A 25,524-nucleotide genomic window follows, 5' to 3' on the forward strand; every position below is an offset into this window, starting at 1 on the left:
CAGATTTAATTTTGAAGTTTAGAGAAGTAACCCGAGGTAGTAGCTGAATGATTAACTCTTAATTTTAAAAAGAGTAGATTATAAATCTCAAATCAATTTTTTAATTGCAAATAAATCAATAGTAAAAACTATGATGAATAATAGAAACAATAATAAAGATAAGAATCCAGTAAAAAGATTTAACAAAATTTCTATTGGATTGGCTTCACCAGAATCAATCTTGAAAGAATCAAGAGGAGAGGTTTTAAAGCCAGAAACTATCAACTACAGAACTCACAAACCAGAGCGTGACGGACTTTTCTGCGAAAGAATCTTCGGACCGGTTAAGGATTTTGAGTGTGCTTGTGGTAAATATAAAAGAATTCGTTACAAAGGTATCATCTGCGACCGTTGTGGTGTTGAAGTTACTGAGAAAAAAGTACGTCGTGATAGAGTAGGACACATCAACCTTGTTGTGCCAATTGCTCATATCTGGTATTTCCGTTCTCTTCCTAACAAAATTGGTTATATCCTTGGTCTTCCATCTAAGAAATTAGATATGATCATTTACTACGAAAGATACGTAGTAATCCAAGCTGGTATTGCTAAAAATGCAGATGGAGAATCTTTACAAAGATTAGATTTCTTAACTGAAGAAGAATACTTAAATATTTTAGATACTCTTCCGCAAGAAAATCAATATTTAGATGATTTAGATCCTAATAAATTTGTTGCCAAAATGGGAGCAGAGTGTATTATGGATTTATTAGCTCGAATTGACTTAGATGCTTTATCTTATGAATTAAGACACAGTGCTAACAACGAAACATCTAAACAACGTAAAACTGAAGCTTTAAAAAGATTACAAGTTGTTGAGTCTTTCCGTGAGTCTAACTTAAACCGCGAAAATCGTCCTGAGTGGATGATTATGAAAGTGGTTCCTGTTATTCCACCAGAATTACGTCCGCTTGTGCCACTTGACGGAGGTCGTTTTGCAACTTCAGATTTAAATGACTTATACCGTCGTGTAATCATCCGTAATAACCGTTTGAAAAGATTAATGGAGATTAAAGCTCCAGAAGTTATCTTAAGAAACGAAAAACGTATGTTACAAGAATCTGTAGATTCATTATTTGATAATACTCGTAAAGCTTCTGCTGTTAAAACAGAATCAAACAGACCATTAAAATCATTATCTGACTCATTAAAAGGTAAGCAAGGACGTTTCCGTCAAAACTTACTTGGTAAACGTGTGGATTATTCTGCTCGTTCGGTAATTGTTGTTGGTCCAGAGTTAAAATTATATGAGTGTGGATTGCCAAAAGATATGGCATCTGAATTATACAAACCTTTCGTTATCCGTAAATTGATTGAAAGAGGTATTGTAAAAACAGTAAAATCTGCTAAAAAAATCATAGACAAAAAAGAGCCAGTAGTTTGGGATATCTTAGAAAACGTAATTAAAGGACACCCAGTATTACTGAACCGTGCTCCTACGTTACACAGACTTGGTATTCAAGCTTTCCAGCCAAAATTAATTGAAGGAAAAGCAATCCAATTGCACCCATTAGTATGTACGGCTTTCAACGCCGATTTTGATGGGGATCAGATGGCAGTTCACTTGCCATTAGGACCAGAGGCTATTTTAGAGGCGCAATTATTAATGTTAGCTTCTCACAATATCCTTAACCCTGCAAATGGTGCGCCAATTACTGTACCTTCTCAGGATATGGTCTTGGGTCTATATTATATGACCAAAGAACGTATCTCAACACCAGAACATATAATTTTAGGTCAAGACTTAACTTTTTATTCTGCTGAAGAAGTAAACATTGCATTAAACGAAGGAAGATTAGAATTGAATGCTCGTGTGAAAATTAGAGCAAAAGATTTTAATGACGCTGGAGAATTAGTGTACAAAATTATTCAAACAACTGCAGGACGTGTATTATTTAACGAAGTAGTACCTGAAGCAGCTGGATATATCAATGATGTATTGACTAAGAAAAACCTTAGAGATATTATTGGACACATTTTAAGTGTGACTGATGTACCTACAACGGCAGCTTTCTTGGACAATATGAAAGATATGGGGTATAAATTTGCATTTAGAGGAGGTTTATCATTCTCTTTAGGTGATATTAGAATTCCAGAACAAAAAACTAAGTTAATTGCAGATGCTAGAGAACAAGTTGAAGGTATCTCAACTAACTATAACATGGGTCTTATTACAAATAACGAGCGTTACAACCAAGTTATTGACGTATGGACTTCAGCGAATGCTCAGTTAACAGAATTAGCAATGAAAAATATTAGAGAAGACCAACAAGGTTTCAACTCTGTATATATGATGCTTGATTCTGGAGCGAGGGGTTCTAAGGAGCAGATTCGTCAGTTAACTGGTATGCGTGGTTTGATGGCTAAGCCTAAAAAATCTACTGCCGGTGGTGGTGAGATTATTGAAAACCCGATTCTTTCTAACTTTAAGGAGGGTCTTTCGATCCTTGAGTACTTCATTTCTACTCACGGTGCTCGTAAAGGTCTTGCGGATACGGCTCTTAAAACGGCCGATGCTGGTTACTTAACAAGAAGGCTTCATGACGTTTCTCAAGATGTTATTGTTAACATTGAAGATTGTGGAACTTTAAGAGGTGTTGAAGTTGCTGCATTGAAGAAAAATGAGGAAATTGTTGAATCATTAGGAGAAAGAATTTTAGGACGTGTTGCATTGCAAGATGTTATAAATCCACTTACTAATGAAGTACTAGTTCAATCTGGTCAACAAATTACTGAAGCAATTATGAGAACTATCGAAGCTTCTCCAATTGAAAAAGTAGAAGTTAGATCTCCATTAACTTGTGAAGCTTTAAAAGGTATTTGTGCTAAATGTTACGGTAGAAACTTAGCTACTGGTAAAATGACACAAAGAGGTGAAGCTGTCGGAGTTATTGCAGCTCAGTCTATTGGAGAGCCTGGTACACAGTTAACACTTCGTACGTTCCACGTTGGAGGGGTTGCTGGAGGTATTTCTGAAGAGTCTAGTATTGTTACAAGATTCGCTGGTAGACTTGAAATTGAAGACTTAAAAACAGTAAAAGGAGAAGACAGCGAAGGAAATTCTGTTGATATCGTGGTTTCACGTTCAACTGAATTGAAATTGGTTGACGAGAAAACTGGAATTGTTTTAAATACGCATAACATTCCTTACGGATCTAGTATTTTTGTAAAAGACGGAGAAAGCGTTGGTAAAGGAAGTGTAATCTGTAAATGGGATCCTTATAATGGTGTAATTGTTTCTGAATTTACAGGTAAGATTGCTTACGAAGATTTAGAGCAAGGACAATCGTTCATGGTTGAGATCGATGAGCAGACTGGTTTCCAAGAAAAAGTAATTTCTGAGGCTAGAAACAAAAAATTAATCCCGACTTTATTGGTTTACGGTAAAGAAGGTGAATTGATTCGTTCTTACAACTTACCAGTAGGTGCACACCTTATGGTTGAAAACGGTGAAAAAATTAAAGCAGGTAAAGTATTAGTAAAAATCCCACGTCGTTCTTCTAAAGCAGGCGATATCACAGGAGGTTTACCAAGAATTACTGAGTTGCTTGAGGCTCGTAACCCTTCAAATCCAGCGGTTGTATCTGAAATTGATGGTGTTGTTTCTTTTGGAAAAATTAAAAGAGGTAACCGTGAGATCGTTATCGAATCTAAATTTGGTGAGATTAAAAAGTATTTAGTTAAACTTTCTAGCCAAATCTTAGTACAAGAAAATGACTTCGTAAGAGCGGGAGTTCCATTGTCTGATGGTGCAATTACGCCAGATGATATTTTAAGAATTCAAGGTCCAGCTGCTGTTCAACAGTACTTGGTAAATGAAATTCAAGAGGTTTACCGTTTACAAGGGGTAAAAATTAATGACAAGCACTTTGAGGTTGTAATTCGTCAAATGATGCGTAAAGTAAGAGTTCAGGATCCAGGTGATACTTTATTCTTAGAAGATCAATTAATTCACACTAAAGATTTCATCGTTCAAAACGATAAATTATATGGTATGAAAGTAGTTGAAGATGCTGGAGATTCTTCAGTATTGAAACCAGGTCAGATAATTTCTCCTCGTGAATTACGTGATGAAAATTCATTATTGAAACGAAATGATAAAAATCTTGTTGTAGCAAGAGACGTAATTACTGCAACTGCAACGCCAGTTTTACAAGGTATTACAAGAGCTTCGTTACAAACTAAATCATTCATTTCTGCGGCTTCATTCCAGGAGACAACGAAAGTACTTAACGAAGCTGCAGTAGCTGGTAAAGTAGATGATTTAGAAGGATTAAAAGAAAATGTAATTGTTGGACACAGAATTCCTGCGGGAACTGGTATGAGAGAGTACGATAATACTATCGTAGGATCTAAAGACGATTACAACGAAATGATGGCTAATAAAGAAGAATATATTTATTAATTAGGAAACTATGAGTAATCCGAAACAACAACAAGAGCAAATTAATATTGAGTTAGATGAAACTATTGCGGAAGGAATTTATTCTAATCTTGCGATTATAAATCACTCATCATCAGAGTTTGTTTTAGATTTTGTGAGCATTATGCCCGGTATTCCTAAGGCCAAGGTAAAGTCAAGAATTGTCTTGACACCGCAACATGCTAAAAGATTATTGCGAGCAATAGGTGAAAATATCCATCGATTTGAAGCTGCCCATGGCGAAATCAAAGAAACGGAACAAGCACCAATTCCGCTTAATTTTGGTCCGGCAGGACAAGCATAAATTTTAAAAGCCCCATTTTATGGGGCTTTTTTATATTTAGTTTTGAATAAACTGCAGTTTGTCTGATTTAATTTGCATTCGTCGACTAAATTTCTTTTTGTCTTTCGATTGTTTTAAATTAACTCTTCCTATGAAAGATTAATTTTTGAAATATAATGACTTATTAAGGTTGATTTAATTCAAAGTTTAAAAAAGCACTAATTTTATTAGTGCTTTTTTTATGTTTTAAAATGAAGTGCTTTTTTTAAAAAATAGTTTCTTATCCCTTTCCAACCTTTTTATAAAAAAGGTACTCTATATAAGTAAGAACCGAAATAAAGGATTTTAATATAAACAGAGTGCGGTATGAAAAAGAAATTCACCTTAGAAATAGCAAGTCCATGTTCAGAAAATTTTGACAAAATGATTCCTAATGCAAGCGGTTCATTTTGTGATTCTTGTATGAAAAATGTAGTCGATTTGAGTAAAAAAACGAATTCTGAAGTTGCGAAATTTATTGCAGAAACTAAAGATCAAAATATTTGTGCTCGACTAAAAGTTACACAGCTTAATAAGGATTTCGAGTACAATGAAACTTCAAAGATTAATAATTTTAAATATGCTGCAGTGGCAGCGTCTGTTATGATTGCTTCAAGTTTAACTGCCCAAGAAAAGGAGCCTGTTAAAACTGAAATAGACTGTCCAAAACCAAATGTTTATAAGTTGGGTAAAATTGCTTATAATCAAACTGTAAATGAAGAAGTTTTGATCACGATAAAAGGAAAATTGTTAGAAAGGAAAACAAATAAACCTTTCGATAGAGAAACATATTCAAATTTGATGCTTTCTGTTAATAGCTCAGAGAATCCTGTGAAAATAAACACAAGAACAGGAGAGTTTTCTATAGCTGTAAAAGTTCTGAAAAGTAGTAAAAGCTTAATGGTTACAATTAGCGGCAACGATTATTATCTTTCAAAAGAGATTCCTTTTTCTGTAAAATCAGTTAAGAATAATGTACTGATGCAAAATATTATTATAGATTCGGAAGAGCTTACAAAAATTTATATTGCTGGTGGATTGGGGATTAATTATACAAGGTAGTATCTATTTGTGGAAATAAATAAAATAGGCTGTCTAATATTAGACAGCCTATTTTATATTTTTACTAGAAAAAGAAATTAATCAAATTCAGAGGTGAAGTATAATTTTACACTTGGATATTTACTTTGCGTCATTTGAATTGTAAAATCAGAATCAGCTAAGAATACCAATTGACCATATTTATCGTGAGCTAAGAATTTTTGCTTGATACGCTTAAACTCTTTAAATTCTTCGTTCTTCGCGTCATCAGGTTTTACCCAGCATGCTTTGTGTACAGGGAAATTCTCATAAGTACATTTTGCACCATATTCATGTTCTAAACGGTATTGAATAACCTCATATTGAAGTGCTCCAACCGTTCCAATAACTTTACGATTATTCATCTCTAAAGTAAACAACTGCGCAACACCTTCATCCATTAACTGATCGACACCTTTTTCTAATTGCTTAGCTTTCATCGGATCGGCATTATTAATGTATCTAAAGTGCTCTGGCGAGAAACTTGGAATTCCTTTAAAACTCATTACTTCACCTTCGGTTAAAGTATCTCCAATTTTAAAGTTTCCAGTATCATGTAAACCAACAATATCTCCTGGATAAGAAATATCAACGATTTCTTTTTTCTCAGCGAAAAAGGCATTTGGGCTTGAGAATTTTAAATTTTTCTTCTGGCGAACGTGGTAATAAGGCTTATTTCTTTCAAAAGTTCCAGAAACAATTTTAATAAACGCTAAACGGTCACGGTGTTTTGGGTCCATATTAGCATGGATTTTAAAAACAAAGCCAGTCATTTTTTCTTCTGCAGGATCAACCAAACGAGTTTCAGAATCTTTTGGTCTTGGTGATGGAGCAATAGTAACGAAACAATCTAATAATTCACGTACACCAAAATTGTTCAAAGCAGAACCAAAGAATACAGGTTGAATTTTTCCGTCTAAATAATCCTGACGCTCAAATTTTGGATAAACTTCATCAATTAATTCTAATTCTTCACGAAGTTTTTCAGCAGCCTTTTGACCAACAATTTTATCTAATTCAGGATTGTTTTGAACATCAGAAAAAGCAATTGTTTCTTCGATATTTTTACGACTGTCTCCGCTAAAAAGATTTATATTTTGTTCCCAAAGATTATAAATTCCCTGAAAATCATATCCCATTCCGATTGGGAAACTTAAAGGAGTAACTTTTAATCCTAATTTTTGTTCTACTTCATCCATCAAATCAAAAGCATCTTTACCTTCACGATCTAATTTGTTGATGAAAACAATCATTGGAATATTACGCATTCTACAAACCGAAACTAGTTTTTCAGTTTGTTCCTCAACCCCTTTTGCAACGTCAATAACAACAATTACACTATCAACTGCCGTTAAAGTTCTAAAAGTATCTTCGGCAAAATCCTTGTGTCCCGGAGTATCAAGAATATTGATTTTTTTGTCTTTATAATTGAAAGCAAGTACAGAAGTCGAAACCGAAATACCTCTTTGGCGTTCGATTTCCATGAAATCACTCGTTGCTCCTTTTTTAATTTTATTATTTTTTACAGCTCCAGCTTCCTGAATAGCACCTCCAAACAACAATAATTTTTCCGTTAAAGTTGTTTTACCGGCATCAGGATGCGAGATAATTCCAAATGTTCTTCTGCGTTGTATTTCTTTTAAAAAACTCATATTTTATATAAATAGGTTGCAAAAGTACTATTAATTACGCCGATTTAAAAATAAATGCGACTCTGTTTTTAGAGTTGACGTTTTGGATTTTAGGTAGATATCACATCAAAAATTCTCCAACTAATTCTTTTTAGTATATTAGTTTCTAGAATGCATATAATTTTTTGTTAATAGTATGGTTGATAGTTGTATTATGTAATTGAATTGTTATTTTTGTTCGTTTTAAGTAAAATAAATAGAAATTAACTATTTTGGCTTTTTAGAAATTAGAATAGTTGGCTAGGTTACAGACAATACAGATCTTTACATTCAAATTAAATTTAAAATAATGTTATTAAAAAAATTACAGCTAAAAACAATTGGTTATAGACTAGTCTTAACAATGTGTTTTTTACTTTTTTTCAACTCCGTGATTTCAGCTCAGGAAATTATTAAGGATCCTGTGGCCGAGAAACCTGCAGAACTTCATACGGGGCAAAAACAGAAAATTGATGGTATTATTGCAACTGTTGGAGATTATATTGTTTTAGATTCTGATATTGATAAAGGTTACTTAGAAATTGCAAGTCAAGGAGGTAATATAAAAGATATTACAAGATGCCAAATGCTTGGAAAATTATTAGAAGATAAATTATATGCACATCAAGCAATTCAGGATAGTATCGTTGTAAGCGATGCAGAGGTTAGAGGTATGATGGATGAGCGATTGAATTATATGATACAACAAGTTGGAGACATCAATAAAGTTGTAGAATACTATAAAAAGAGCTCAGTTGAAGAGTTTAAAACTTATTTTGCCGACATATTGAAAGAGCAAAAATTAGCCTCAGAAATGAGAGATAAAATTGTTAAAGATGTTGAGATAACTCCTGAGGAAGTTCGTAATTTCTTTAAAAAAATACCAAAAGATGAATTGCCGACTTTTGGTGCTGAGATGGAAGTAGCACAGATTGTTGTTGATCCAGCAGTTTCTAAAGAGGATAAACAAAAAGTAATAGATCGATTAAATGATATTCGAAAAGACGTTTTAGAAGGATCTAGTTTTGCAACAAAGGCAGTTTTGTACTCCCAAGATCCTGCATCTTCACCAAATGGTGGTTATTACAAAATGACACGTAAAACACCTTTTGTAAAAGAATTTAAAGACGTTGCGTTTAGTTTACAGGAAGGTGAAATTTCAGCACCATTCGAAACTACTTTTGGATTCCATATCATTATGGTTGATAAAATTAAAGGACAAGAAGTTGAATTGCGTCACATATTAATTGCTCCTACAGTTTCTGAAAATGCTTTGAAAGAAGCAAAAGAAAGAGCTGCAAACATTAGAGCTAAAATTGTAAGTAAAACGATCACTTTTGCAGAAGCAGCAAGAACTGAATCTGATGAAAAAGAAACAAGGGCAAATGGTGGAACTTTGGTAAATCCAAATACACAGGATACTCGTTTTGAATTGACTAAAATGGATCCAACTTTATACAGTCAGGTTTCAAATTTAAAAGATGATGAAGTTTCTCAGCCAATTTTAAATACTGATGACAAAGGAAAGAAAACGTATAAGTTAATTACGGTTACTAATAGAATTGACGAGCATACAGCAGATTATGCTAAAGATTATACTAAAATTAAAGAATTAGCATTAAAAGAAAAACAAATCAATGCAATCGCAAAATGGTTTGATACTAAAATTAAAGACACTTACATTAAAATTATTGGAGAGTATAGAGATTGTACTTTTGCAAACAATTGGTTGAAAAAATAATTTTTATTAAATAAAGAAAAAGAGTTAGTTTTATGAATTCATAAAGCTGACTCTTTTTAATTTTAAATACACTTATAAATGTCTGATGTAACAGCAATTCATAATTTAGTTCAGAAACGCAATGAATTAAAAAACGAAATAGCAAAAGTAATTGTAGGGCAGGATGCCGTAATTGACGAAATTTTACTTTGTATATTTTCTGGCGGACATGCACTTTTAATTGGTGTTCCGGGACTGGCAAAAACATTAATGATAAATACTTTGGCACAAGCTTTAGGTTTAGATTTTAAAAGAATTCAGTTTACACCAGATTTAATGCCTTCAGATATTTTAGGAAGTGAAATTTTGGATGAAAACAGGCATTTTAAGTTTATAAAAGGGCCAATATTTTCTAATATTATTTTGGCAGATGAGATTAATAGAACGCCTCCAAAAACACAAGCAGCATTACTTGAAGCAATGCAAGAGCGTTCAGTTACAATTGCGGGACATAATTATAAATTAGATTTGCCTTATTTTGTATTAGCAACGCAAAATCCAATTGAGCAGGAGGGAACTTATCCATTGCCTGAAGCGCAGTTAGACCGTTTTATGTTTGCTATTAAATTAGAGTATCCAACTTTTGAAGAAGAAGTAAAGGTGGTAAAGCAAACAACATCTGATAATAAAGTTGAAGTTAAGCCTTTGTTTACGGCACAGGAAATTATTGATTTTCAGCATTTGATTCGTAGAATTCCTGTGGCAGATAATGTTGTTGAATATGCAGTTACTTTAGTAAGTAAAACACGTCCTGATAATTCATTGTCTAATGATTTTGTGAAGAATTATTTAGATTGGGGAGCAGGACCAAGAGCATCGCAAAATTTAATTTTAGCGGCAAAAGCTCATGCTGCTTTCAATGGCAAATTTTCGCCGGATATTGAAGATGTAAAAGCGGTAGCAACCGGAATTTTGAGACATAGAATTATTAAAAATTATAAAGCCGACGCTGAAGGGATAACTGAAGAAGTTATTATAAAAAAGCTGATGTAAATTATACGATTTAGATTGTAAAAAAGCCTGATAAATACTATCAGGCTTTTTTGTTTTAATTAGGAAAAAGTATTGAGTTTTTAATTCCGAACGAAAGGCAAAATTGATGCGTAAAAGCGCAACTATAACGTTATAATTGCTTATTTAGAACTGTTCTGTCCTAAAATAGAAGTAAAATCTCACTTACAATATTATGCCTAATTTCGACTTTGCTAAAGAAAAGTTTTTAAAATATCAATAATTCATTTTTTTAATGTAAAACTGATATTTTGATAAAAACAAGTAGTGAAAATCGTTTTTTAATAATAATAATTTTTGAAATCGCGACTTCTATTATATTATTTTTAATTCTCGGCTTTAATATTTAAATTTGCGTACAAAAAAACAAAAATACTTCTAACATATTATGAATACTTACAAAGATTACATTAAAGAAATCGAAGAAAGAAAAGGCCAAGGACTACACCCAAAGCCAATTGATGGTGCAGAATTAGTAAGCGAAATTATTTCGCAAATTAAAGATTTAGATAACGAATACAGAGAAGATTCTCTTAAGTTTTTTATCTATAATACTTTGCCGGGTACTACAAGTGCGGCTGGTGAAAAAGCTAAGTTTTTAAAAGAAATCATATTAGGTGAGTCACTAGTAAAAGAAATCACTCCAACTTTTGCTTTTGAATTATTATCACACATGAAAGGCGGGCCTTCTATTGAAGTGTTGCTAGATCTAGCTTTAGGTAATGACGCTGCAATTGCTGAAGAAGCGGCAAAAGTGCTGAAGACACAAGTTTTCCTTTATGAAGCAGATACTGATCGTTTAATAGAAGCATTCAAAAATAATAACGCAATAGCAAAAGAAATTCTTGAAAGCTATGCAAAAGCAGAATTCTTTACAAAACTGCCAGAAGTAGCAGATGAAGTTAAAGTTGTAACTTTTATTGCTGGTGAAGGTGATATTTCAACAGATTTACTTTCTCCAGGTAATCAAGCTCACTCACGTTCAGATCGTGAGCTTCACGGTCAGTGTATGATTACTCCGCAAGCGCAGAAAGAAATTAGAGAATTGCAAGCACAACATCCTGACAAAAGTGTAATGTTGATTGCAGAGAAAGGAACAATGGGAGTTGGTTCTTCAAGAATGTCAGGTGTAAATAACGTGGCTCTTTGGACAGGAAAACAAGCAAGTCCATATATTCCATTCGTAAACATCGCTCCAATCGTTGGTGGTACAAACGGAATTTCTCCAATTTTCTTAACAACAGTTGATGTTACTGGTGGTATTGGTCTAGATCTTAAAAACTGGGTAAAAAAGGTTGATGCAGAAGGTAATGTTGTTCGTAATGAAAATGACGAGCCAATTTTAGAGCAAGCATATTCTGTTGCTACAGGAACAGTGCTTACAATTAATATTAAAGAGAAAAAATTATATAACGGAGATCAAGAATTAATAGACATTTCTAAGGCATTTACGCCTCAAAAAATGGAATTTATTAAAGCTGGTGGTTCGTATGCGATTGTATTTGGTAAAAAACTTCAAACACTTGCAGCAAAAGTTTTAAATGTTGAAGCACCTCTTGTATTTGCTCCATCAAAAGAAATTTCTCATGCGGGACAAGGTCTTACTGCAGTAGAGAAAATCTTCAACAAAAATGCAGTAGGTATTACTCCAGGTAAAGTATTGCATGCTGGTTCAGATGTTCGTGTAGAAGTTAATATCGTAGGTTCGCAAGATACTACAGGTCTTATGACTGCTCAGGAATTAGAATCTATGGCAGCAACAGTAATTTCACCAATCGTTGATGGTGCATACCAATCAGGTTGTCACACTGCTTCGGTTTGGGATAAAAAAGCGCAGGCAAACATTCCAAAATTGATGAAATTCATGAACGATTTCGGATTAATTACAGCTCGTGACCCGAAAGGTGTTTACCATGCAATGACTGACGTTATTCATAAAGTACTTAATGATATCACTATTGATGAGTGGGCTATCATTATTGGTGGTGACTCTCATACAAGAATGTCAAAAGGGGTAGCTTTTGGTGCTGACTCAGGAACAGTTGCTCTTGCTCTTGCTACTGGAGAAGCTTCAATGCCAATTCCAGAATCTGTAAAAGTAACTTTCAAAGGAGACATGAAAGGTTATATGGATTTCCGTGATGTGGTTCACGCTACACAAGCGCAAATGCTTCACCAATTTGGAGGAGAAAATGTATTCCAAGGAAGAATTATTGAGGTTCACATTGGAACACTTACCGCTGACCAAGCTTTTACGTTTACTGACTGGACTGCTGAGATGAAAGCAAAAGCTTCTATCTGTATTTCAGAAGATGATACTTTGATCGAATCATTGGAAATTGCAAAAGGCAGAATCCAAATCATGATTGATAAAGGAATGGATAACGAAAAACGTGTTCTTCAAGGATTGATCAATAAAGCAGATAAGAGAATTGCAGAAATTAAGTCTGCAGAGAAACCAGCTTTAACACCAGATGCTAATGCTAAATATTATGCTGAAGTTGTAGTAGATCTTGATCTGATTTCTGAACCAATGATTGCTGATCCAGATGTAAATAATAAAGATGTTTCTAAAAGATATACTCACGATACCATTAGACCTTTATCTTTCTACGGTGGAGAGAAAAAAGTAGATCTTGGATTTATCGGTTCTTGTATGGTTCATAAAGGAGATATGAAAATCCTTGCTCAAATGTTGAAAAACGTAGAAGCACAAACTGGAAAAGTTGAATTTAATGCTCCTCTAGTAGTAGCGCCGCCTACTTACAACATTGTAGATGAGCTTAAAGCAGAAGGTGACTGGGAAGTTTTACAAAGATATTCTGGTTTCGAATTTGACGATAATGCGCCTAAAGGTGCTGCTCGTACTGAATATGAGAACATGCTATATTTAGAGCGTCCAGGATGTAACCTATGTATGGGTAACCAAGAGAAAGCAGCAAAAGGAGATACAGTAATGGCAACTTCAACTCGTCTTTTCCAAGGAAGAGTTGTAGAAGATACTGAAGGTAAAAAAGGAGAATCATTACTATCATCTACACCAGTTGTAGTTTTATCTACAATTTTAGGTAGAACTCCAACATTAGAAGAATATACAACTGCTGTAGAAGGCATCAACTTGACTAAGTTTGCACCTTCTAACAAACAGTTAGTTATGTAATCCTACGATTGTTAATATTTAAAAGCCCGAGTGATAAACTCGGGCTTTTTCTTTTATAGCTGCTCTATTTTTTGTAACTTGTCATGTTCAAAATAAAAAAAACAAAAACAAATACTTATGGCTTTTGATATTGAAATGATTAAAAAAGTGTATGAGAACATGCCGAGTCGTGTTGATAAAGCACGCGAGATTGTTGGCCGTCCACTTACATTAACGGAGAAAATTTTATACAATCACCTTTGGGATGGTAATCCAACCAAAGCGTTTGGAAGAGGTATTGATTATGTTGATTTTGCACCAGACCGTGTGGCGTGTCAAGATGCGACAGCACAAATGGCATTATTACAGTTTATGCATGCAGGTAAATCTAAAGTAGCAGTTCCTACGACAGTACACTGTGATCACTTGATTCAAGCAAAAGTAGATGCTGCAACAGATTTGGCCAGAGCAAAAACACAAAGTAATGAAGTTTTTGACTTCTTATCATCAGTTTCAAATAAGTACGGAATTGGTTTTTGGAAACCAGGAGCAGGAATTATTCACCAAGTAGTACTTGAAAATTACGCTTTCCCTGGAGGAATGATGATTGGTACCGATTCTCACACGGTAAATGCTGGAGGATTAGGAATGGTTGCTATTGGTGTTGGTGGAGCCGATGCTGTAGATGTAATGTCGGGAATGGCATGGGAACTTAAATTTCCTAAATTAATTGGAGTTAAATTAACTGGTAAATTATCAGGATGGACTGCTCCCAAAGATGTTATTCTTAAAGTGGCAGGTATTCTTACCGTAAAAGGTGGTACAGGTGCTATTGTTGAATATTTTGGAGAAGGAGCAACTTCTATGTCGTGTACAGGAAAGGGAACAATTTGTAATATGGGCGCTGAAATTGGAGCTACTACATCAACTTTTGGTTACGATGCTTCAATGGGACGTTACCTGCGTTCTACAAACAGAGCCGATGTTGCTGATGCTGCCGATAAAATTGCTTCGTACTTAACTGGAGATCCAGAAGTATATGCTGATCCAGAAAAATATTTTGATCAAGTTATCGAAATCAATTTATCTGAACTAGAGCCGCACTTAAATGGTCCGTTTACGCCAGATTTAGCTACTCCAATTTCTAAAATGAAAGAAGAAGCGATTAAAAACAACTGGCCATTGCAAATTCAGGTTGGTTTAATAGGTTCATGTACCAACTCTTCTTACGAAGATATTTCTCGTGCCGCTTCATTAGCGAAACAAGTAGCAGATAAGAATTTAAAAACAAAAGCAGAATTTACGATTACTCCAGGTTCTGAAGTAGTTCGTTCAACTATCGAAAGAGACGGATTTATAGATACATTCCACAAAATTGGAGCAACTGTTTTTGCCAATGCCTGCGGACCATGTATTGGTATGTGGGATAGAGAAGGAGCAGAAAAAGAAGAGAGAAATACAATTGTTCACTCTTTTAATCGTAACTTCTCAAAACGTGCTGATGGTAATCCTAATACGTTAGCTTTCGTAGGTTCGCCAGAATTGGTAACAGCAATGGCAATCGCTGGTGATTTAAGTTTTAATCCATTAACAGATAAATTAATCAATGAAGACGGCGAAGAAGTAATGCTGGATGCTCCAACAGGAGATGAGCTTCCTTCTAAAGGTTTCTACGCTGAAGATCCAGGATTTCAAGCTCCAGCAGCAGATGGTTCAGGAGTTCAGGTAGTAGTTAGTCCTACATCAGAACGATTACAGCTGTTAGCTCCTTTTGATGCTTGGGATGGAAAAAATATTACAGGTGCTAAATTATTAATCAAAGCATTCGGAAAATGTACAACAGACCATATTTCTATGGCTGGACCATGGTTGCGTTTCCGCGGGCATTTAGATAATATTTCAAATAATATGTTGATTGGAGCTGTAAATGCTTACAATCAAAAAACAAATTCAGTTAAAAATCAACTAACAGGAAAATATGACGCTGTGCCTGCCGTTGCTCGTGCATACAAAGCAGCTGGAGTTCCGTCTATCGTTGTTGGAGATCATAATTACGGAGAAGGTTCTTCTCGTGAACATGCTGCTATGGAACCTCGTTTCTTAGGTGTAAAAGCGGTATTGGTAAAATCTTTCGCTCGTATCCATGAAACAAACCTTAAAAAACAAGGTCTTTTAGGATTAACTTTTGCAAACGAAGCAGATTACGATAAGATTCAAGAAGATGATACAATCAATTTCTTAGACTTAACGGAATTTGCGCCAGGAAAACCATTAACGTTAGAATTTGTTCATACAGATGGTACAAAAGATATTATCTTGGCTAACCATACGTATAATGAAGGGCAAATTGGCTGGTTCGTTGCAGGATCGGCATTAAACTTAATTGCTGCCGGTAAAGCTTAATATTTTTTAGATCAATTATACTAAAAACGTTCTGTGAAAACAGAGCGTTTTTTTATACAATTAGAAATTAATTTATTTAAAGCTTTAAGGTTTCAGCAGTTTCGCTTCCCCATTGAGCAATGGCTTTAAGTAGTGGAATAAGTGTTCTGCCAAACGAAGTTAATTCATAATCTACCCTTAATGGTGGTTTATTTGTGTGAACAGTTCGTGTTATAAGCCCATCTTCTTCAAGTTCTTTCAGTTGAAGGCTTAATGTTCGTTCTGTAATAACTTTACATTCTTTTCTTAATTCACTATATCGCTTTTTTTCGATTAAATGAATAAGAATTACTGCTTTCCATTTGCCGCCTATATATTTCATTGTTAGGCTTGTACTGCAAGGATATTCTTTGTTGTCTATACTATACATCTGTTACTATCAATTTTAACCGTTATTGCAAAGATAGTTTACTATACTTAGTTTTGTAACAATAAAAAGTATAGTATAAATAAAAAATTAAAAATATGAGTTTTTTAGACCTTGCAAAGAGCAGGTACGCAACAAAAAAGTATGATGCGGCCAAAAAGATTACACCAGAACAAATTGAAGAGTTGAAAGAGATTATTCGATTAAGTCCTTCTTCTATAAACAGCCAGCCGTGGAAGTTTACTTTTGTGACCAACGAAACAGTAAAAAGAGAATTAGCTGCCCAATCCTATATGAACGAACAATCTATTAACGATGTTGGTCTTTTAGTGGTGTTTAGTGTAATAGAAGATATTGAGCATTTTGAGAAACGAAATATCTCTATTCTGCCAGAAGCATGGAGAACTCTTTTTTACGAACCAATGATAAAATCGAATGGAGATGTGGCAACGAAATCCTGGATGGAACATCAAGTGTATCTTTCATTAGGTTATTTTTTGAGTGCTTGCATAAGTATGGGATTTGATGCTACACCAATGGAAGGAATAAACATTGAAGGTTATAAGCAAATATTACCACAAGATGGGTATGCACCGCTATTTTCTGTTACGGTTGGATATGCTGATTTAAGTGATTGGGCGCATCCAACGGTTTTGCCAAAATCTCGTTTTGAACTGGATGAGGTTGTACATTCTATTTAAATTGAAAACAGGTGCCATTTCTATAGTACCTGTTTTTTATTTTTATGTCGATTCTATCTGAGCAGGGGAAGTAGTTTTCAAAAAAAAACTATTGATTCTCTTTAACTAAAGGCGTTTTTTGGATTAAGGTTTTAATGCGGATTGGCTTCGTGTTTTCGAATTCATCAACAGAAATACTATAAGTGGCGGCAGAAGGATTCGTGCTGTATTCATTGTAAGTGTAACCGCCAATTATGTATAATTTGTCTCCGTAAAAATGCATTGTCGAGGATTTCAACTCAAGATCAATTAAGTATTCTTTTAACTGATTTAAGTTTACGTCATACACATATAATCTTCGATCGTTAAAAATGTAAATTATATTGCCTTGAGAAGTAACTGCGGGGTTTTCTAGAGGAGAAAAAAGTTCTCCTTCGTTTTGCCATTTTTCATCAAGCAAATTCAAACTTACTATTTCAGATAAAGGTTGTCCATTATTTCCGCCAATTAAATAAATTTTATCACCTATTAAAACACCATTTGCTTCTTTCGCAGTCGGCATATCCGAAAGTTCATACCACAAGCCAGAAGGAATATTGTAAAAACGAACTTTGTTAGTGAAAGTTTTTTTACCTTTCAGAGTCGTTTTTATTGAACCTCCCATAACAATAATATTGTCTTTATAAGTAAACGAAGAAAAATTGACTGCCTGATGTGGATTAGTCTTATCAATCGTAATTGTATTTTTGCTTAAATCAAGAACTTCAATTTCATTTTCTAAATATTCAAATTTAGCATTCCTTGATATTCGCTTTCCTCCCAAAACATAAATCTTGTTATCGTAATAATGGAGTTTATTATAAGCTCTTTTTTTGAATTTTATTTCAGAAGTCTGCCAGCTGTCAGCATTGATGTCATAAATTAAAAAATCACCTCTATATGAATGAGAGCCTTCTTGACGACGAAGTTCATCATAAAAAGTTCTCATGAAAATTTCGGTATCTGTATTTACTGTTTTATCCTTTGCCTTTTGAAAAGCATCAGATTCATAAGAAGCGTCGCCTCCAATAATATAAATTTTGCCATCTTTTACCAGAGACCCAAAAGAATAAATAGCATTTTTTAAGGGAGCCAATTTCATAAAAGTAATTTTCGATTTTAATTTTAATTTGCCATTGGCAGAAACAGATATTTCAGATAAATTTTCTGTTTCCTCTTTCAGATAAATTTTAAAATTAAGCTTTCTAAGCTCTTTAAAAGAAATTTTAGAAATCTGGTATCCAATATGAGAGAATTGTAAAGTATCAGTTTCATTAAAGCTTGATTCTTTTCGTATCATAAACTTCCCTTTTCGATCACTCAATGTTTTAAAGTTTTTTGAAGAACAAACGATATTTACATCTGAAATAGGTTGATTGCTTGTAGAAACTACAGTTCCTTCAGTATTTTGAGCATTTGATAAAAACGAAGATAAAAGAAAGATGAAGAGTAATTTTTTCACAAGTTTTTATTAGTTAAGTTAAGGATAAATCTCTTTTGGAACATTATTTTTGTTTAAAAAACTGCAATTCAAAAAGTTGACACAATTTTAATGCCGTACTTGTTAAAATGAAGTGAATTAGTTGTTAAAAATAGTGTGTTTTTTACTTTAAAAAGTTAAATTCGCTTTTTAGGTAATATAGTTGCTCTTTTTGAGTTTAAATTGTTATCTAAACTTAAAAAAGATAGATAAACTTTAATAGGTGAGTATGGTTTTTAGATTAATTATAGTATTGTTTTTTTTTAGTGTTGGTGCTTTTTCTCAAGAAAAGTTTACCAAACATAAAATCTCAAAAGGAGAAAACATTACTGTAATTGCTAAAAAGTATGGTGTAAAAGTAAAAGATATCCAAGATGCAAATCCTAATGCACCTAAAGTTTTAAAACTAAATTCGGTTTTATTAATTCCGAATAAAAATGTTCGTACTGCTCAAAAATCTTTTCAAACTGAAGCAAGTAAATCGAAAAATATAGCTTATGATGCTCCAGGTTCACATGAAGTTTCGCAAAAAGAAACGCTTTGGGGAATTGCTAAAAAATACAATGTTTCTGTTGATGAATTGAAAAAAGCTAATCCAACATTAGAAACAGACGGTTTAAAAATAGGACAGCATCTAAATATTCCTTCTAATGCAGTTGCTTCAGAAAATGTAGTTAATACAGATAATGTAAAACCAGAAATTGTTCCTGTTGCAAATACAGAGCTTAACGTTAAAGTACAAGTTAAAGAGACAAAATACTCAATTGCTAAGAAGTACGGAATAACAGTCGCAGAATTAGAGCGTCAGAATCCATCTATCAAAAAGAAACTCCGAGTAGGGCAATCTTTAAAGATTAGTACCACAGCAGAAAAAGCCAATCAATTATTAGAAACAGCCGATTTAAATACTGGGAAACAAGGCGATATTTCTTCAAATGTAGTCGCGGTTACTCCAAATGGAGTTAATACTGATGTAACAAAACCTGAAATTATTACTTCAGAAAACACAGAAGTTGTCGTTGAGGTGCAGCCAAAAGAAACAAAGTACGCTATTGCAAAAAGATATGGAATTACAGTAGCTGAATTAGAACGACAAAATCCATCAATAAAAGGAAAACTTCCAGTAGGATCTGTTTTAAAGATTAAAACCACTAAGGAAAAGGCTGATGCTTTAAATGCAAATTCATCTCAAGTAATTGATAATAATCAGCCATCAATAGAAGTTGCAGATAATTCAAATGTTGCTAAAGACTCGGGAATTGTTAGAATAAGCAATCATTCCGATTTAATTAATCAGCTGATTAGTAATGCGACCGAAAATATAGGAACACGTTACCGTTCTGGAGGAACTACAAAAGCAGGTTTTGACTGTTCAGGTTTAATGTTTTGTACTTTCGGTAATTTCGACATTAAGCTGCCAAGAAGTTCAATAGAACAATCTCGCATAGGAACAAAAATAGCTTCAGAAGAAGCTCAAAAAGGCGATTTAATTTTCTTTAAAACCAATGGGAGACGCCATATAAATCATGTTGGTATGGTTGTTGAAAATGTCGATGGCGAGATTAAATTTGTACATTCCTCTACTCACGGCGGTGTTATGATTTCTTCAACAAAAGAAGCTTATTACACAAGAGCATTTTCACAAGTAAATCGTGTTTTAGATTAATTAAAAAATAGAGAAACTTTATTTTTTAATACTTTATTCTAATTTGTGCCAAAAGTGGCCGCATCCATTTTTGCATTCAGTATCAGTTATTTTAAATACCCAAATTAATGACGTTACTGTTTTCTTATTTTCTGCCTCAGGAAGCTCCCTTAATTTATTAAATGCGATTTTAGTATCGTAGGTTTTTAGAATCATAATTGATGTGTAGGTCTGTTTTAATGGGATTGTATTTATTGCCCTTTGATAAGTTTCCGTATTATAATCCACTTTGTTTGGTATAGAATTGAAAATGTAATTTTTTAATAGTGCAAAAACATCTTCAAAATTAAAATCATCACTTTCAAGTAAAAGTTTTAAGCCTTGATTAAAGCTTATTCTGTCTTGTGCAATCTTATTTATCAGCAGTTCTATTGGACTTATCATTTTTCAAATTTTGGTTACAACTAAAATAAGAAATATCTCTTTTAAGTTATATCTAACCGTTATTTTCATTTTTAGATCAATTTCTGAATTTAAAATTTCAAGATATAGAATTTCAGAAAAAAGTATATCTTTAACCAACCAAAAACCAACCAAAAACCAACCAAAAACCAAAAAAATGCAAGAAAACGACCAAGAAAATTTTAAAAGAGAACTCGGATTATTAGACGGAACCATGCTTGTGGTTGGTTCTATGATTGGATCTGGAATATTTATTGTAAGTGCTGATATCGCCAGACAAGTAGGTTCAGCAGGATGGCTCACGCTAATTTGGTTAATTTCAGGATTAATAACTGTTATTGCCGCTGTAAGTTATGGCGAATTAAGTGCAATGTTTCCAAAAGCTGGCGGACAATATGTGTATTTAAAAGAAGCATACAACAAGTTAATTGCATTTTTGTATGGCTGGAGTTTCTTTGCGGTAATTCAAACTGGTACAATTGCCGCTGTTGGAGTTGCTTTTTCGAAGTTTGCTGCATATTTGTACGAACCCTTTAGCGATGAAAATATATTGTATGAGATTGGCTCTTTTAAGCTCAATGCAGCGCAGTTAGTTTCGATATTCACTATAATTTTATTGACATATATCAATAGTCGCGGTGTAAAAAACGGTAAAATACTGCAAACCGTTTTAACAATTATCAAGATTTTATCATTACTAGGATTAATTATTTTTGGATTAACGCTTGCAGCAAAAGCTTCTGTATGGGACGCTAACTGGGCAGACGCTTGGAATACACGTTCGTTTGACAAAGAAAGCGGTTCGTGGATGCCAATTGGAGGTACAGCTTTGATTACTGGAATTTCCGCAGCAATGGTTGGTTCTTTATTTTCGAGTGATGCATGGAACGGAGTTACTTTTATTGCAGGTGAAATTAAAAACCCAAAACGTAACGTTGGTTTCAGTTTATTTTTAGGAACTTTTATTGTTACAATTATTTACGTTCTTACAAATATTATGTACTTGGCAGTAATTCCGCTTGATGAAATCGCAACAGCAAAATCTGATCGTGTGGCGGTTGTAGCATCACAATATATTTTTGGAAATATAGGAACTTTGATTATTGCAATAATGATTATGATTTCTACTTTTGCCTGCAATAACGGATTGATTATGGCTGGTGCAAGAGTTTATTATACAATGGCAAATGATGGCTTGTTCTTTAAGAAAGCTGCAGTTTTAAATAGTTCAAGTGTGCCGGCTTGGGCACTTTGGGCGCAGTGTATCTGGGCTTCCGCTTTATGTCTTACAGGGAAATATGGTGATTTGTTAGATTTTGTAATCATCATTGTTTTGATTTTTTATATTCTTACGATTTATGGAATTTTTATCTTACGCAAGAAAATGCCGGATATCGAAAGACCTTATAAAGCGTTTGGATATCCTTTTTTACCAATGTTGTATATAATAATTGCAACAGCAATTTGTATATCATTGCTTGTTGTGAAATTTTCAACTTGCGGTTGGGGCGTATTGATTATGCTTACAGGAATTCCAGTTTATTATCTAACAAAACCAAAAGAAGTTTAGTACTGGCTTTGAGCTAAAAGTAATATTTAGATATAAAAAAACGCCTTATTCATAAGGCGTTTTTTCGTTATAATTAAGATTAATGATTTAAATATACAGAATCTCCATGAAGAAAACTTTTATGAGGTTTAAGCCAAATCATTATTAATTTTTTCCGCAGTAGGTCTTAAGAAAATTAGATATATTATAATAAGTATCCCAAATAATATAAAATCAGGTTTTAAGAATAATATTAGAAAAGCAGCACCTTCTAGAACTGCCCATCGCATTATAGAAGCAGTTTGATAAACAGGCAGTTTGTCTTCCGTTTTTAATTTAGGATCGATTTGTTTTAATTGCGATTTGAACAAAAATGTACTTAAAACGAAAGCCAAAATTGGGATGAAAACATATACAATTGACGACGAATCTATAACGGGAATGTTTTTTAATTTTTCAATTGAAAGCTCTCCTAAAAGGAAATAAGCAAGGATAGTTCCTGCACAAACTGCAAGATGAATAATTTGCAGGGTTTTGATTTTTTCGGTCATGATTTGGTTTTTTGAGAGTACAATATAAAACTAAAAAATCTGCGGGCAATAAAAAAATAGTGAGTTACTAAGCTTGGAGCATAAAAAAAAGACACTGTTTAGAAAAACAGTGTCTTTTGATGTCAAATAATCTATTGAAACTGTTATACAACAGCGGGTTCAACAGAAGATTTTATAGTTGAATTAATAATAGAAATAGTAAGCGGGTCTGATTCTCCAGAGAAAAAAGCATCTAATATTTCTTGAAATATCGGATTTGTATTTTCAGTCATAGAAAAAAGTGTCATAGATGAACGTAATTTTCGAGCATCTAAATCCCCAAGAATTCCATCAGCTGATTTTCTTTTAAAAGTTAATAACAGCTCTGAAATCTCTATAAGATGTTTTCCTAAAATAGGATGGTCTAAAAATTCTGACGCTTCTTTTAAATCGGCAATTGCATAAAGATTTGCAGTATCACTTTTACCTAATCCTTTAACCTGTGGAAAAATGAACCACATCCAGTGAGTTTCTTTCTTTCCTTTTTTAATTTCTGAAAGTGCGGTAAGATAAAGTTTATTCTGCGCATCTAAAAAGCGCGCTAAATCATTGTTTGAATATGCCATTTGTGGTATTGTATTTAAAAAAGGGTTGCAAAAGTACTAAAAAAGAAAGGGTCTGCCTAATAAAAGGTGCACGTAGTGAGTATTTTAACTTTTTTCTGCAGAATTTTCCTTACCATTATTGAGTAAGAAAAAGCTCATTTAGAGTCGTTTATATATCATAAACTCGTTTAGTTTGTCTAAAAGTCAGATTTATTCTAGGCAAAACCTGCCGTGCTGTTTTTGGAACTTGATGCTGCCAAAAACTATTAGTAGTTCCCGACATTAATAAAAAAGAACCATGATGCAGCGGAATTTCAACCTGTGGAATTTCCTTGCTGTATTTATGTCGGAGTCTGAACATTCTCGTTTCGCCGAAGGTTACTGAAGCGATAATAGGATTTGGTCCCGTATTATGTTCTTTGTCACTGTGCCAGCCAACACCATCATTTCCATTTCTATATAAATTTAGCAGAAGACTATTAAAATCAAGCTGAGTTTCTTTCTCTACACGGCTCCGAATGGTTAATAATTCATAAGTCCAATCTGGCCCGTTTAGATCTGCTCCGGGATTATCTTTGTCTTCATACCAAGAAATCATTCGAGGAACAGTGTAAGTTTTATCATAAATTTCCATTTCATATTCTCTCCATTTGGTTTTGCGAAGTATTCTTTCGTAAAAACGATCAGATTCTTCTTTACTAAAGAAATTATCTATAAGAATAAGTTCTGAGTCAGGAATGTCAAATATTTTTTTGCCTTCCAAACCAGTCGCAAATAATTCGGTGTCGTTAAATAGTGTCATAACTTAAATTTTCTAAGTTCAGGCTTAATTCTGAAAATGCTTATTGAAGAATACTTTTCGAGGATATTTTTCTGCGAAAGCAAAAATCAATTGTTCTATATATTGATTGCTTTTATAAGTCGTAACATAGTTTTTTACTTCTTCAGGATCATGAATCGAAATATCTGATGGAATATAACCCATACCATAAAAATGACCGTTTTCAATCCAAATACAACTGCGTTCCTCTTTTGATCTTCCCTTGTCTATAATAGCAAAAGAAGGTCTGTTGTTCAATAAAAAAGCAATAGCATTATCAACTTGTTCGTTATGAAGCAAAACATCAGGCAGATTTCTAACATCATTATTTTGCGGAAGTTCTCCTTCTTCGGGTCTGGAATATTTGCAGAATCGTTGATCAATTTCAAATTGTGCAGACAGATCTCGGAGTAAATTTATAGCGTTATACAAACTATTAAATTCATGAATGCAAGTCTGAAATTTGCTCAGTTTTCCAACAGCTAAATATTTATAACCGTTTCGTGCTTCATATTGATAAATGCCAAATTTTGCTTCAAAACGTTTTAATGCTCTATTGTAGGTTGGCCAAAGTTGTTTTATTTCCGTGCATTCTAATAAAAGCGCCATCAATTCGGTAGCGCAGATTTCAAAGGAAATTCCGTGAATATCTCTCAAGAAATGCTGTCTTTGAGAATTGATATTATTGCCGCTAAAATGCGATGCCACACGTTTTTTTACATTGATAGCTTTTCCAACATAAATCACTTTTTTCGCCTGATTATAAAAATAATATACACCTGGTTTTTCGGGTAGATTATTAAAATCATCTGGAGGAAGGTTAGGAGGTAAGCGCTGATCTTGAGCTGTTTTTTTAATCATATTCTCGATTTCTCCCGCGTCATCCCATTCTAACAGAAGAGAAAATAATACAGCAGTCGCATCTGCGTCTCCACCAGCGCGGTGTCTGTTTTCTAGAGATATATTTAAAGAATTGCAAAGATTTCCTAAACTGTAAGAACCTAAACCCGGCTTGATTTTTCTTGCTGCACGAACTGTACAAAGTTTTTGTGCCGACCATTTAAAACCTGCTTGCTCCAGCTGATGATGAATAAATGAATAATCGAAGTTTACATTATGAGCAACAAAAATACGATCAGTAAGCATTTCCAATACTTTCTCTGAAATGTCATCAAAAATAGGTGCGTTCGCCACCATTTCGTTATTAATACCCGTTAATCCAAAAATAGAAAGAGGGATATCCTGTTCTGGATTTACAAGCGTTTCATAACGATCCAACACTTTTGTACCATCATGAATAATAATGGCAATTTCTGTAATGCGGCTGCCACTGGCATTTCCGCCTGTGGTTTCAATATCGACTATGGCATATTCCGTATTTTTCATCTGTATATAACGTAAATTCTTCGTTAGTTATTTAATTTTTAACACATAGAAACATAGA

Annotated in this window: 18 protein-coding genes; 10 read left to right on the forward strand and 8 right to left on the reverse strand. The window is 33.6% G+C overall.

Annotated elements, in window-relative coordinates; all coding sequences use genetic code 11:
• Positions 1-130 precede the first annotated feature (130 nt).
• The 3 genes from rpoC to B0A81_RS17990 all read left to right on the forward strand — a co-directional run bounded on the left by rpoC (position 131) and on the right by B0A81_RS17990 (position 5,843).
• Positions 131-4,441: a DNA-directed RNA polymerase subunit beta' gene (gene rpoC, locus B0A81_RS17980; protein WP_089059271.1), complete on the forward strand. Its 4,311-nt coding sequence runs from the start codon at positions 131-133 to the stop codon at positions 4,439-4,441.
• 10 nt (positions 4,442-4,451) lie between these two features.
• Positions 4,452-4,763: a DUF3467 domain-containing protein gene (locus tag B0A81_RS17985; RefSeq protein ID WP_012024017.1), complete on the forward strand. Its 312-nt coding sequence runs from the start codon at positions 4,452-4,454 to the stop codon at positions 4,761-4,763.
• A 345-nt stretch (positions 4,764-5,108) separates the two neighbouring features.
• A complete protein-coding gene (locus B0A81_RS17990) occupies positions 5,109-5,843 on the forward strand; it encodes a hypothetical protein (protein ID WP_089059272.1) in 735 nt (244 codons plus the stop codon).
• 77 nt (positions 5,844-5,920) lie between these two features.
• Here the strand turns inward: B0A81_RS17990 and B0A81_RS17995 are convergent, their stop codons facing one another.
• The gene (locus B0A81_RS17995) at positions 5,921-7,513 is read right to left on the reverse strand and encodes a peptide chain release factor 3 (protein WP_089059273.1); all 1,593 of its coding nucleotides are present in this window, start codon (positions 7,511-7,513) and stop codon (positions 5,921-5,923) included.
• A gap of 328 nt (positions 7,514-7,841) precedes the next feature.
• On the opposite strand from B0A81_RS17995, the gene B0A81_RS18000 reads away from it, so the two are divergent.
• The 4 genes from B0A81_RS18000 to B0A81_RS18015 all read left to right on the forward strand — a co-directional run bounded on the left by B0A81_RS18000 (position 7,842) and on the right by B0A81_RS18015 (position 15,864).
• Positions 7,842-9,272, forward strand: coding sequence for a peptidylprolyl isomerase (locus tag B0A81_RS18000; protein ID WP_089059274.1), 1,431 nt, complete (start codon positions 7,842-7,844; stop codon positions 9,270-9,272).
• Positions 9,273-9,350: 78 nt separating this feature from the next.
• Positions 9,351-10,304, forward strand: coding sequence for an AAA family ATPase (locus tag B0A81_RS18005; protein ID WP_089059275.1), 954 nt, complete (start codon positions 9,351-9,353; stop codon positions 10,302-10,304).
• A gap of 406 nt (positions 10,305-10,710) precedes the next feature.
• The gene (locus tag B0A81_RS18010) at positions 10,711-13,482 is read left to right on the forward strand and encodes a bifunctional aconitate hydratase 2/2-methylisocitrate dehydratase (protein WP_089059276.1); all 2,772 of its coding nucleotides are present in this window, start codon (positions 10,711-10,713) and stop codon (positions 13,480-13,482) included.
• A gap of 117 nt (positions 13,483-13,599) precedes the next feature.
• Positions 13,600-15,864, forward strand: coding sequence for an aconitate hydratase (locus B0A81_RS18015; protein ID WP_089059277.1), 2,265 nt, complete (start codon positions 13,600-13,602; stop codon positions 15,862-15,864).
• Positions 15,865-15,940: 76 nt separating this feature from the next.
• On the opposite strand, the gene B0A81_RS18020 is transcribed toward B0A81_RS18015, so the two are convergent.
• Entirely contained in the window at positions 15,941-16,273 is a 333-nt protein-coding gene (locus B0A81_RS18020) for a winged helix-turn-helix transcriptional regulator (RefSeq protein WP_089059278.1), read from the reverse strand.
• A 95-nt stretch (positions 16,274-16,368) separates the two neighbouring features.
• Here B0A81_RS18020 and B0A81_RS18025 point away from each other — a divergent pair, with 95 nt between their 5' ends.
• On the forward strand, positions 16,369-16,971 hold the full coding sequence (locus B0A81_RS18025) for an NAD(P)H-dependent oxidoreductase (RefSeq protein ID WP_089059279.1): 603 nt from the start codon (positions 16,369-16,371) through the stop codon (positions 16,969-16,971).
• Positions 16,972-17,059: 88 nt separating this feature from the next.
• On the opposite strand, the gene B0A81_RS18030 is transcribed toward B0A81_RS18025, so the two are convergent.
• Entirely contained in the window at positions 17,060-18,451 is a 1,392-nt protein-coding gene (locus B0A81_RS18030) for a Kelch repeat-containing protein (protein WP_089059280.1), read from the reverse strand.
• A 247-nt stretch (positions 18,452-18,698) separates the two neighbouring features.
• Here B0A81_RS18030 and B0A81_RS18035 point away from each other — a divergent pair, with 247 nt between their 5' ends.
• Positions 18,699-20,135 (forward strand): C40 family peptidase, encoded by a 1,437-nt coding sequence (locus tag B0A81_RS18035; RefSeq protein WP_089059281.1) that lies wholly within the window; start codon positions 18,699-18,701, stop codon positions 20,133-20,135.
• Positions 20,136-20,168: 33 nt separating this feature from the next.
• Here B0A81_RS18035 and B0A81_RS18040 read toward each other — a convergent pair whose 3' ends face one another.
• On the reverse strand, positions 20,169-20,558 hold the full coding sequence (locus tag B0A81_RS18040; RefSeq protein WP_089059282.1) for a DUF5958 family protein: 390 nt from the start codon (positions 20,556-20,558) through the stop codon (positions 20,169-20,171).
• A gap of 175 nt (positions 20,559-20,733) precedes the next feature.
• Here B0A81_RS18040 and B0A81_RS18045 point away from each other — a divergent pair, with 175 nt between their 5' ends.
• A complete protein-coding gene (locus tag B0A81_RS18045; RefSeq protein WP_089059303.1) occupies positions 20,734-22,146 on the forward strand; it encodes an APC family permease in 1,413 nt (470 codons plus the stop codon).
• Between the two features lie 128 nt (positions 22,147-22,274).
• Here the strand turns inward: B0A81_RS18045 and B0A81_RS18050 are convergent, their stop codons facing one another.
• From B0A81_RS18050 to B0A81_RS18065, 4 genes are all read right to left on the reverse strand, one after another.
• A complete protein-coding gene (locus tag B0A81_RS18050) occupies positions 22,275-22,676 on the reverse strand; it encodes an MFS transporter (protein ID WP_089059283.1) in 402 nt (133 codons plus the stop codon).
• A 143-nt stretch (positions 22,677-22,819) separates the two neighbouring features.
• Positions 22,820-23,281, reverse strand: a complete 462-nt coding sequence (locus B0A81_RS18055) for a DUF1810 domain-containing protein (RefSeq protein ID WP_089059284.1) — start codon at positions 23,279-23,281, stop codon at positions 22,820-22,822.
• Positions 23,282-23,429: 148 nt separating this feature from the next.
• Positions 23,430-24,062 carry an alpha-ketoglutarate-dependent dioxygenase AlkB family protein gene (locus B0A81_RS18060; RefSeq protein ID WP_089059285.1) on the reverse strand — a complete coding sequence of 211 codons (633 nt, stop codon included), beginning with the start codon at positions 24,060-24,062 and terminating at the stop codon, positions 23,430-23,432.
• Positions 24,063-24,086: 24 nt separating this feature from the next.
• Positions 24,087-25,466, reverse strand: coding sequence for an exonuclease domain-containing protein (locus B0A81_RS18065; protein WP_089059286.1), 1,380 nt, complete (start codon positions 25,464-25,466; stop codon positions 24,087-24,089).
• Positions 25,467-25,524: the final 58 nt, after the last annotated feature.

Origin of the sequence: Flavobacterium plurextorum (genome assembly GCF_002217395.1) — a bacterium.
GTDB lineage: Bacteria > Bacteroidota > Bacteroidia > Flavobacteriales > Flavobacteriaceae > Flavobacterium > Flavobacterium plurextorum.